The organism is Okeania sp. SIO2F4, from assembly GCF_010672385.1.
Classification (GTDB): Bacteria; Cyanobacteriota; Cyanobacteriia; order Cyanobacteriales; family Microcoleaceae; genus Trichodesmium.
This window is the reverse complement of the sequence record NZ_JAAHGT010000244.1, coordinates 1-11,255: the sequence shown is the minus strand read 5'-3', so window position 1 is coordinate 11,255 and position 11,255 is coordinate 1. Positions and strand designations below refer to the sequence as shown.

Sequence of the window (11,255 nt, the reverse complement as noted above, 5' to 3'; positions counted from 1 at the left end):
TAGCTCAAGAAAGATTTAGATTGAACTGTAGTAAATATGAAAAGATAATTATGACTATTTGTGGACTTGTTCGATTAAGAATAGGGACAGTTGTTTTATAGATGTGAAATAAGCGCTAAGATGGCAAGATAAATTTGTTTATATAGATACTATTTTTCTGCTAGTTATTAATAGTAAGTATCTCAAACACCTATTCTGGTGTACAAAGTAACTACCTTTGGGATTTTGCGTTGGCGCAGGGAGCAAGTGCGGCAGCTATATCGCGATTCTAAAGGTAGTGATAGTAGGACTTTGGTTGTTTTCGGAGATGTCTATTGCGTGGGCGGGGAAAAGATAATCCCTGGGCATTTTGGCAAGGGTGTAACGCGGGATTATCAACTCTAGGTATTGAAGCGGATGGTGCAATTAAAGGTTGTCCGTCATTACCAACTTCTGCCTATACTGGCGGTAATATCCGAGATTATTCACTGCGGACAATTATTGAAGAGACAGAAGAGTTGCGGTTTAACTTGGGAGCAGATACTCCCCAGGGAACAGATCATTTATGGGGTTTCTGCAAAGGTTGTGAATTTGCTCAACTTTGTCGTGGTGGTTGCAGTTGGACTGCTCATGTTTTCTTTGACAAACGAGGTAATAATCCCTACTGTCATCATCGAGCGTTAACTCAGGCAAAACAAGGAATTCGGGAACGGGTTGGAAGTATAAAGCAAGTGGAAATCCTTTTGATAATGGGGAATTTGCTCTGATTGAAGAACCTATTAACGCTCCTTGGCCAGAAAATGATTCTCTACATTTTACCAGCGATCGCATTCAATGGCCTGAAAGTTGGCAAGAAGAAAATGAGCCAACTCCTGAGTTAGTTGCTGTTAGTAAATAATTAATAATTAATAATTAATTATTACCTCTTCTGTAATATAAAGATTGGCTAAAAGGATTTTTTTTCCGCTTTTTATCCATGAATGGAGAGGCTTTATACCTAAATTTTTCGGTAAATAATCAGAAATTCATTAAATATTCCTGCCAATCAAAATCTTGATCGTAAAGATGTAGCCGTTATTACTTCGTTCCGCTTGGAATAGTCAGGTAACTTTTTTTGAGAGCAATGTTTCGAGATAAGAAAGCTTTGGATAAATTGGATAAAGTTACATATTAGTATTGATTAATCAGCTATCGGCAAATATCAAGTTGGTAGCTGATATTAGTCACAAAAATAATTTTAAATTAATATCATGTCGGGATAAGAGCGTGATAAAAAAACTTTCTCCCTTCTAACCTTTTCTTTCCTTATGCCTTCTGCCTTATTCGTCCAAAATGTAAGTGTTCAACCAGACATTATATAAGACATAATTTTGTAATTTATGTCTACTTTATTCAAGTTAATGACTTGCATATTCAGCAATAAATCAGGAAAATATTAGCAGTATCTAGCTAAGTATTGCTTGTCAAGTTAAAACTTAACTTTTAATATAAAAATGACTTTTATTTTAAACTCTCATAATATTTTTGATGATCTGTCAGAGCATTCTCTAGGCAACAAAAAAGAAGAAGCTCTGAGCAAAGTTGAACCAATAAATGCTAAAAATTTTAACTTGTTAGTAACTTTTACTGATGGTCGTAAACTACTTGTCAAACAAGAACACCATAATCAGCAGGGAAAAACTATTGGTGAGTTTCAGAATGAATGGCTATTTCAAAAATTTTTAAATCAATTTCCCCAACTTGAACCTTGGCGTTTGTTTTTGCCAAAAGTAGAACATTTTGATTTAGAAAATTCTATTATCGTCTCTACTTACTTGGATAACTATCAGAACTCAATGAATTTATATAGCAAAGAAAATAGTTTTTCCGAGGAAATTACAATAGAGATTGGTAAAGCATTAGCAACCGTTCACCGTGATACCTTTAATTGTCAAGAACATCGAGAATTTTTTTCCGATCAGACCAATCACTTAACAAATGAACAAGTACACAAGTTTGTCAATAATTTAGAAAGAATAACACCAAAAATTTTTGGGATAGTACCAGCAGATGGATTAAAATTCTTTGCTCTTTATCAGAGATACGATAGTTTAGGTCATGCGATCGCTCAATTAAGCAATTCTTTAGAAATTAAACAGCCATGCAATTACTTGATTTTTCATCAGTTCAGCAAACCACTCAAATTCAGGATAGATTACAGAGTGTGTTAGAAGATATTGTACAAAACGTTGAGATTAAACCTAATTTTTTCATTCAACATCCAGATTATAAACCATTTGAATTAAACGCACCGTTTGCTCCACTGCCATTGATTTGACAGTGCGGACTCCAGAAATAGATTCGATTAAATAACTATTTTCTTCTGCTAATGCACCAAAAATTTCCCTAGAAATTCGGCGTAACTGGACTTTCAGAAAAAAGTGAAGTAAACTAGGCTAAGATTATTATATATTCTGGCTTTTACCTGAAAATGCTATCTGATGAAAGAAACAACTTTGTCTGCCTTACCACCATGCTTTGAAAAGTGGTGTCAAAAATTTGATGATTTATGGAAAACTCTTGGTCAAAAAAAGGGATTTCGTTGTTATTTGGCCGGATTATTAGGAGAAAGCAAGTGGAAAAATATTGCTCAAATGACTGACAATATTATCGGTTCTTCATATCATAATGTACATCATTTTCTTAGCTATGCTAAATGGTCAGAGTCTTCAATAAATGAGCGTCGTTTACAAATTATGAATAAACGTAATCAAACCCAAATTAGAAATGGATTTGCTCTGATTATTGACGAGTCTGGGCACAGAAAAAGCGCACCGCCTGCGCTGAGGAAACCCCAGCGTAAAGACGGAGCAAGAAGTGGTAATTTTACAGATGGAGTTGGCAGACAAATCTTTTGAGAAATTGGTAAAACAGACAATGGAATAGTGATAGTTACCAGCCATTTATATGATGGAGTCAGAAGTATCCCTTTAGATATTGAATTATATCACTCTTCATCATCTTTATCAGAGGGAAAAGAGGATAAATAATTTTTTAAAAAACCAGATTTAGCACTCAAATTAGTTCAAAAAACATTATCCAGAAAATATCGACCAGGTATAGTTTTAGTGGATGGAGGTTATGGCAATAATTCTTCTTTTTTGGAGGAGTTAGAAAGTCTAGACCTTAGCTACATAGGTGGTTTGGCTAAAAATCGTTTAGTTAATGTTATTCATCAAAAAACAGGAAAGAAACAGTCACAAAAAAAGATTAGATGAAATTGTATTATCTCTACCTCAAAAAAATTTGACTGAAGTTACTTTAGAGCAAGAAAAACCTAAAACAGTGTGGGTAGCTACCATTAAGGCAGAAATCAAAGGTATGTCTGGTGGAAGAACTATTGCAATCGTCATGAACAATAGTTCTGTAAAAGATGCCACTGAAATTGATTATTTAATCACAAATAAAAAAGATGAAAATGTGATAGGAGAATGGATAGTTACAACCTTTTCTCAGAGAAACTATATTGAAAAGTTTTATAGAGAAGCTAAAGGATGGTTAGGTTTAAAAGAATATCAAGTGAGAAATAAAAACAGTCTCATACGTCACTTGATTTTAGTTTTTGTTGCCTGTACTTTCATTATTTATCAGCAATTAATGGGAGGGCTAAGAAAACCTTATGCTAATAAACCCTTGACAAATTTTACAGAAACTTTAGAAGCATTTCTCACAAGTATTTCTTACAACTTTTTTTGTTGGTTGCAAGAGCATCGAGATGTTTTTGCTCTGCATAAAGCCAATCTGGGATTGATTTGGGGATAGACTCAAGTACAATCTAATGAATATAAAAGATTGAGGTAATTTTATTTAACTTTTTTCCTAAAGTCCAGCCAAATATTGACTCATTATTCAATATTTAGTCTAAACTCCAGTTCAAAGCGTTGCTCTAATTGTGGGCACATAAGTAGGTACGCACGAAAAAGCTTAACTATATTAAGTTAAAACTAACCCCAAACTCCGACCTACAGTTGATTTGAGGAAAACTTTACATTTTGTTACATAGCGACAAATTTTAATGCCTATCTACTTAGCAGAAAAATTACCTCTACAAAGGTTTTCATTTGGGTAGACTACAGTCGAAAAAAGTGCCAGGTTTTAGACTGAAAACCCTAATGCATGAATCGGATTTTGGGCAGAATAATTGGAGAAAAATCAAGGGACTCTCATATCCGACTACCTCCTCTATAATTCCCTGTTCCTCCTAACTACTCCCCTACTCCCCTACTCCTTAAAAAGACTTTTTCAGCAAACCCTAATTAAATTTTAATAGCGTTTATCCTTAAAGGTTTATATATTTGGCGATATAGTTGCCGCACTTGCTCCGCCAACACTTGAACAACAAAATACAAAAACCTTAAAAATTTGCTTTACGCCAAATTACTTGATATACTAACTTAGTATTATACCAATTACTTGTCAATGCCTTTAAGATGAACTTCTCTTATATAAGATATTGTCAGTATTTAATAAGTAGTCAAAACAATTATACTCTAACAAATCTTGCCGATCATCTAGAAAAAATTAGCCATGACCAGATTAATCGTTATTTGAAAAATATTGATTTAGGTACATAAATTTTATGGCAAAATATCAGGGAATAAATTGTCACTTCTGAAGATGGTTATTTGCTGCATTGATGATACAGTTTTTAATAAAAAATATTCCCATAAAATTGATAGCGAAGCTCCTCTGCGCATAGGCACTTGTCCGGCGTCAGTACAGTGGTAATGAACATGGGATAGTGAGTGGGATAGGAATAGTTAATTGCTTATATTTTAATCCTCAGATAGTGAGTGGGATAGGAATAGTTAATTGCTTATATTTTAATCCTCAGATAGAGCGATTATGGATAATAGATTATCGTATTTATAACCCAGAAAGTGATGAAAAGAGTAAAATAGATAATGTAGAAGAAATGATGATTGATATAGTTAAAAGAAGAAAATACCAGTAAAAACAGTATTAATGAAGAGCTGGTATGCAACCGAAAGACTAATGGCTTTAATAGATAATTTAGGTAAAATTTATTATTGCCCGTTAAAAAGCAATCGTTTAGTAGATGATAGTGGGGGTGTGAAAAAATACCAAAGACTAGAAGAATTAAAATGGACTGAGTTGGAATTAATATCAGGAAAGATTATTAAGATTAAAGGAATTCCAGTGAGATAAAAAAGCGAGTGCTAATTGGTGAGGTCTCCTCAGAATGTAAGACGCACATCTGACAGTTAAATTATTCTGGGCTACTGTTTCTACAAACTTCAGCAGAATATATTGCTACTAATAACCTCAATTATCAAAGTACAGATGACGTTGAATTTGAGATTCAAACGAAAAATTGAGGAATTCCACAGAGAAATTAAACAACGCGCCAGGGCTTTAATTTTGCCAGTGTCGTCGGGCAAAAATTCAAAAAAATCACATTGCTTGTGCTATGTTGGTGTGGAATCATTTGAAAAAAATGGCAAATGTTCTAGGAAAAACTATTTATCAGCTCAAACATCAATTGTCATCTAAATATCTAGTCTCTGAACTCAAATATCAGACAATTAAAATGACAGTTATTTAAGTTTTTATAGATTGTTTAGAACCAGCAAAGCAGGGGGATTGCTATAATTTTTTAGGCGATCGCTCTACGCACGTATACGCTATATATAGTTAGTGTCTCTGCGTAAGTCCTGTTTTAATTTCTACTTTGAGTTAATCATCAAAAAAATCCGGATTTCCCATCTTTAGCTAATATGTAAACCCGGTTTCTCTGCAGACAATTCATTTTGTTTGAATATCCTACCTAGCTGACAAATGCTACTTCCGGTACAGCATCATCATGTTCAACCCTGAACACATTAGCACTTAGATTAGCTACAATTTGTTTTCCCTGTTGGGTCAAATTCAGATAGGATATCGCATCCCTAATATAGCTATAAACTACATTCCAGTAAAACTTAGGATAACCCTGACGTAAATCGCCTGGATTATTGTATCCTAATATTTTATTCTGGCCTGTTTCCTCAAATTCATAGAAGAGGGCACTAATTTTTTGTAAATAGCGGGGGTCGCTCAATTGACCAATTAAATCTGCGGCTCTCACCAAACCAGGATAGTTTTCCTTATCCTGATGATCCTTATCTGCTGGTACAGGGAAACGAGTCAGTTCTATATTACGCTTAATTATTTCTGCGTCAATTAACTTATGACCTCCAAAACGTTCATCAATAAATAGCTTACCTCGATCGACATGATAGGGAGTAAGACTAGCATCTGTAGCACCTCTTGGTAGAGATACTTTCATGTTATCTATCCCCGTAGCATACAATCTCAAATTCCCTCGATCTTGACGACATACACCTTTAACATATCCAATATCATGACAAAGTAGGGAAATGTGGTAGTGCAACCAATCTTCACAAGATACGCCACCTTCACGGATATGCTTCCCTCGTAACATTTCTTGTCCTACTAAAGTTACAAGAATAGTATGTTCTACATTGTGATAAAGGGCATCACCATTAGCAATGTTTTCTAATGCCATCCCGGCCGCCCAGGCGATAATATCAGCATAGTCTGATTTATATCCACCATAAGTATGACGATAGCCATTAGTTAGCCGTTTTATGAAAGCATCAATCAGAAGTTCAGTGGAGTTAAACATCTGCAGTCTCCTAATTTTAATTTACTCTTGTCGTGAACTTATACTTACTTTTATTTACCATCATAAACGGATTATCTAAGTTCATTTTTTCCGTCTGATCGAGTTATAAGTGCCTAGGCAAAATTAATGACCTAATTTTCTTCCCTGTGATTTTTACGGCATTGGTCATTTCAGTTATCAGTTATCAGTTATCAGTTATCAGTACCTCTGCAATAAGGAGGCTTGACCTTGGCGAATATTCTCTTTTTTCGAGGGGAGATTGGATATGGTTAGGTAACCTATCCATCCCATCCGTTTGTCATGCTCCGCAAAGGACCGCTTTTTATCCCCTATCCAAGGGGAGGCTAGTGACCAGAATTTTTCGGTAAATCAAGAGATGAAACTTTAAGAGTAATCTGTTTCTAATACCTCTAAAATATTTAACCAGAGTAAGTGATCGGTATCACCCCTAGTAGAAAATCATCCCACCAATTACCAACGCCGACTGTTCAGTACCTAGAGTATGTGTAATTATTTTTGGATAACTACTTACATCTATACTAATGAATTATTCTCATTAATAGGTAATCAATTTGTTTCAAGTTGGATTCTTACTTGTCTTTAATATTTATGGTCATCGATCGACTGAATATCCAGTTATCATTAGGTAAATAAAAGCAAATTACCCAAGGAAAATGCAAAATTTTCTAACCCTTATCCTTAATATAGCTGTATGTATATTGAATTAGATAAATACATAAATAAGTTTTTCATGCAGGTGAGATATATCAATTTAGATTTATTGTTTTTCCCAGTTAAGCTGTTCCCTAAAATCCCATTTTTTTTTACCTCATCCAACCGAGAAAGGCTATATTAGTAATTTTTATTCTTAAGTGAACATTGCATCAATATTTTCTTATCGCAATTTATTGGATCGCGAGTATATTTTTAATTTAGGTTATTAGTTAATTCAGTTTCACTTTCACTTTTATTTTACCAAAAACATTTATGGTTATTAATCCTAATATAGCAATCCTATTTAAGTTGTAATATTTTGGTTGCAGTTAGGAGTCAGGATTAGGGGCGATTCGCGAATCGCCCCTACAGGAATCATAATTTTCAAGGTTTTCAGTTCAAATTAACTATTATAAAAATTCTCACAACTAATGTGCGGACTTGCTATATAGCATTTCTTACTCAGAATTAGGTAAAGTAAGTAACCTTGAAAGTCGAAAAACCATAATTAGGGAAATGAAAAATATGATACCCGATCGCTTACTTCTAATTTCTGTAGCAGTTCATAAATTAATTATATGAAGTTTATTTTCAATTTTATTATTTGGATAACTAGAGGATATCTAAAATCTAAATTTTGATGATAATATTTAGTTGTCTATTTGTGTACTATTTACTCTTGATAAATTTGCCAGATTTAGTGTGACATTATATACTCAATATAGTCAGTATTGACTATAAACTCAAAAAATATAGTCTCTTATATTGAATGATAATTATAGTTATTGCCCCTAATCTTATTTTCAAATAGCTATAATTATCAATATATATACTATTTATACTTGGGAATCATCAAACATTATTTTATATAATTTTATCTCAACTTGCCTGTGATTAAAATCCACTATCATTGGTGACAATAACATCATTTATATGTGATCCTCGCCACAAAAATCAAGACAAAATATTATACCAACATCCATAACTAAATCAAAATAATAGCAATGACGAATCACAAAGATAAGTCTCAAAACATATTTTTTGACCCCCATCAAGAAGATAGTATCTTTGAAAAACTTCCTCAAGAAGTTAAAAAATGGGCAGCTAGCTTACCTTGGCATCAACGCCGTTATGTTTGATCATTTTCTTATATTTTATGTGCTTCTTCTCCTGAGAAACAAGCAGAGTTTTTAGATGATTATATAGCCGATGGTTTGGCCGTAAAAATGCTGCAGGATATAGATACAATTAACAGAGTTAACAAATATCTGAGACGGTTTCGTGCCAAAACAAAAATCAATGAATATGTACTCCGAAACTACATTAGACTATACTATATTCATGCAGCTCAAGATGTAAGTTGTCAAACTCAACAGTATTTAGAGTCTGCCCTCAAGTTAGTCATTAATACAGAAGAAAGAAATCAAATATTCAACTATATCTTAGGATTTGAGTTAATTAAAATTGTGTTCACAATGAGTTGGCTACAACATGAGAGATTAGCTCGGCTTCAGACAAATCAAGAAAGTTTTATTAATACATATATCAAGCCAATTCAGTATGCACATCAAGTTAATGGTATTATCGTACCTAAAGATAAAGGTGTATTTTTTGCTAAAAGAGATTATTATGTGCAAATACCTGAAATATCTCCTAAAAAATTAGTAGAGTTAGTAAGAGAAACTTTTCCTGCAAAGAAAGTTAATAAATGTGGTTTTATAATCACTCGCCATATTAAAGCTTTAAGATTTGACTTTGATTATATCTTTCAACAGCAAGAGCAAGAAGGAATTTTTCCTGGTGAATTTGAGTCTATACTTAATTAAAGTACAATCATTATTAATTTTAATTTTAGTAGAACGAAATTCATAAATAAGCAATAGGATAATAATTATAAACTGTTAATAAACTAAATCTTAAAGCTTGAATACTGCCGGGGCTGGAAATCCCTGCCTAATTCCAAAAGTAAGGACTCAAGAGGACTAGCTATATTTCATTCCTCTTTTACTTTTATATGTTGGAAAATACTTACCTCTTCATTATCTATTCCCTTTTTTAGATTGACTTTACAAAAAATAAGCCCTAGAGTATAGAACCCATTTGAGATCTGATCTATTTAAAAAGAGATGGGGAGGTGGGGATAGAGGGAGGTGGGGAGTATTTTTCAACCGACCTTGCTGATTTTAGGAATTTCATTCCTAAATTTATAATGTGATTTTCAGACCTATTTCCCCTTGTTCCTGGCGCGGAAAAAGCTCCTTTCTAGCTCCTGAGGACTCACTCGTGTAAAATTATACTTTTATTCAGGAACGCCTTTCAACCTTTTTCCCATATTCCTTCCCTCCATCTTCTGACTCGATCCTCGGTCCTCCTGGTAAAAAAGGCGGGTCCCTGACAAAGATACCTTCAGGGGTTCTATAAGGCACAAAGGTGTTAAATACACGATAGGATGAGAAATATAAATAAATCAGATTCAGGAGCCTGTCGTGCTACTATCAAAAGGATTTGAAGTAGAAATGTACACTGGCACACCCCAAGGTAATATAGTTGGCCTGTCAGACCAAATAGTGGCCAAAGTACAGGGGTTTGTGAGGGAGCCAGATAGTAGAAATGTAGAATACACTACTGCACCATTGTGCAGCTACGATCGACTTTTATGCGCTCTAGTAAAGCCAAGACTAAAACTACGAAATTATTTAAGCACTTTAGGAGATTACACTATAATTCCAGGAAGTACATTATCTCTAGGAAATAGTAATCTTTTTTATCGTTCCGATCCAAACAACCCATATTACACATATATAGAACAAACCTACGGTTCCAAAGTTGTTACAACCAGTATTCATATTAATGTTGGTATTAGTGACCCAGAATTACTAATGCGAGCTATTCGCTTAATTCGGATGGAAGCTCCTTTATACTTGGCTCTCACTGCCTCTTCTCCTTTTCTAGATGGTCAAGTGACAGGGTTTCACTCTACTCGTTGGGCAACTTATCCCAAAACTCCAACTTATGTCCCTTTGTTTGAAAGTCATAGTCATTATATTAAATGGACTGAGGAGCAAATAGCAGCAGGGATTATGCAAAATGTCCGCCATCTTTGGTGTTCTGTGCGGCCTAACGGCGATCGTCGTCCTTATAATCTTAATCGTTTAGAATTAAGGATTTGTGATTTTGTAGAGAACCCGGTTCTACAACTGGCCTTAGTTGCTTTGTTAGAAGCTCGTTTATGGCAATTATTTGATGACCCTAGTCTCGATCCGTTAGAAAAAAGTAACTTTCCTGCAAATAACCGTTCGGAGAATTTAGTGAATTTGGCAGATAATAATGAAATTGCAGCAGCTCATCATAGCCTTGAAGCTCAACTCTGCCATTGGCAAGATGGTAGAACTATTAGTGCCAGAAATTGGATTGAGGAAATCTATCAACAGGTTTTACCTTATGCTAAAGAACGTGGTTTTAGTTGCTTTCTTTCACCTGTTAAAAAAGTTCTTCGGGAAGGTAATACAGCACAAAAATGGTTAAAGCAATATGAAAGTAGTTTTGACACTCGGAGTGTAATTAAAACAGCAATTTTGGAGATGACAAAACAAGAAGAAGAGTTGGAAGATAAATTGTGTCAATCAATGGTTGCATAAGCTGAGTTTTATCCTATTAGAATTTATGTTTTCTAGTTCCTCTGTGGAAAGCTGGTTGATTTTCATAAACCTCTTAAGGATTTGAATAGGGCTGGCTGATTAACCTTCAAAGCCAATATTAGATTTAAAAAAGGTGCAAGGTTTTCGGTCTAGGGAGCTAAAAAGTTAGAATGAGTGAGTTACTAACGATAGAAAAATAAAGGGATATTTCTGCTTTCTAATTCCTCTAAGTTCTG

The 11,255-nt window shown here is 34.1% G+C and carries 6 protein-coding genes and 2 pseudogenes; 7 read left to right on the top strand and 1 reads right to left on the bottom strand.

The window, feature by feature from the left end; all coding sequences use genetic code 11:
- Positions 1-314 precede the first annotated feature (314 nt).
- From F6K22_RS16785 to F6K22_RS16770, 4 genes and pseudogenes are all read left to right on the top strand, one after another.
- Entirely contained in the window at positions 315-746 is a 432-nt protein-coding gene (locus tag F6K22_RS16785; protein ID WP_293099968.1) for an SPASM domain-containing protein, read from the top strand.
- 726 nt (positions 747-1,472) lie between these two features.
- A complete protein-coding gene (locus tag F6K22_RS16780; protein ID WP_293099966.1) occupies positions 1,473-2,189 on the top strand; it encodes a hypothetical protein in 717 nt (238 codons plus the stop codon).
- A 270-nt stretch (positions 2,190-2,459) separates the two neighbouring features.
- Positions 2,460-3,780: pseudogene (locus F6K22_RS16775) on the top strand (IS701 family transposase).
- A 668-nt stretch (positions 3,781-4,448) separates the two neighbouring features.
- Positions 4,449-5,584 (top strand): annotated as a pseudogene (locus F6K22_RS16770) (hypothetical protein).
- 222 nt (positions 5,585-5,806) lie between these two features.
- Here F6K22_RS16770 and F6K22_RS16765 read toward each other — a convergent pair.
- Positions 5,807-6,667, bottom strand: a complete 861-nt coding sequence (locus F6K22_RS16765; RefSeq protein WP_293099964.1) for an Npun_R2479 family HD domain-containing metalloprotein — start codon at positions 6,665-6,667, stop codon at positions 5,807-5,809.
- A gap of 1,718 nt (positions 6,668-8,385) precedes the next feature.
- On the opposite strand from F6K22_RS16765, the gene F6K22_RS43525 reads away from it, so the two are divergent.
- The 3 genes from F6K22_RS43525 to gshA all read left to right on the top strand — a co-directional run bounded on the left by F6K22_RS43525 (position 8,386) and on the right by gshA (position 11,019).
- A complete protein-coding gene (locus F6K22_RS43525; protein ID WP_483244141.1) occupies positions 8,386-8,520 on the top strand; it encodes a hypothetical protein in 135 nt (44 codons plus the stop codon).
- An 87-nt stretch (positions 8,521-8,607) separates the two neighbouring features.
- Entirely contained in the window at positions 8,608-9,207 is a 600-nt protein-coding gene (locus tag F6K22_RS16760; protein WP_483244140.1) for a cobyrinic acid a,c-diamide synthase, read from the top strand.
- A gap of 660 nt (positions 9,208-9,867) precedes the next feature.
- Positions 9,868-11,019, top strand: a complete 1,152-nt coding sequence (gshA, locus tag F6K22_RS16755) for a glutamate--cysteine ligase (RefSeq protein ID WP_293099962.1) — start codon at positions 9,868-9,870, stop codon at positions 11,017-11,019.
- Positions 11,020-11,255: the final 236 nt, after the last annotated feature.

Coding starts and splice junctions, on each gene's coding strand:
- F6K22_RS16760 (WP_483244140.1), top strand. CDS start 8,608: ATGCTGCAGGATATAGATACAATTAACAGAGTTAACAAATATCTGAGA.
- F6K22_RS16765 (WP_293099964.1), bottom strand. CDS start 6,667: ATGTTTAACTCCACTGAACTTCTGATTGATGCTTTCATAAAACGGCTA.
- F6K22_RS43525 (WP_483244141.1), top strand. CDS start 8,386: ATGACGAATCACAAAGATAAGTCTCAAAACATATTTTTTGACCCCCAT.
- F6K22_RS16780 (WP_293099966.1), top strand. CDS start 1,473: ATGACTTTTATTTTAAACTCTCATAATATTTTTGATGATCTGTCAGAG.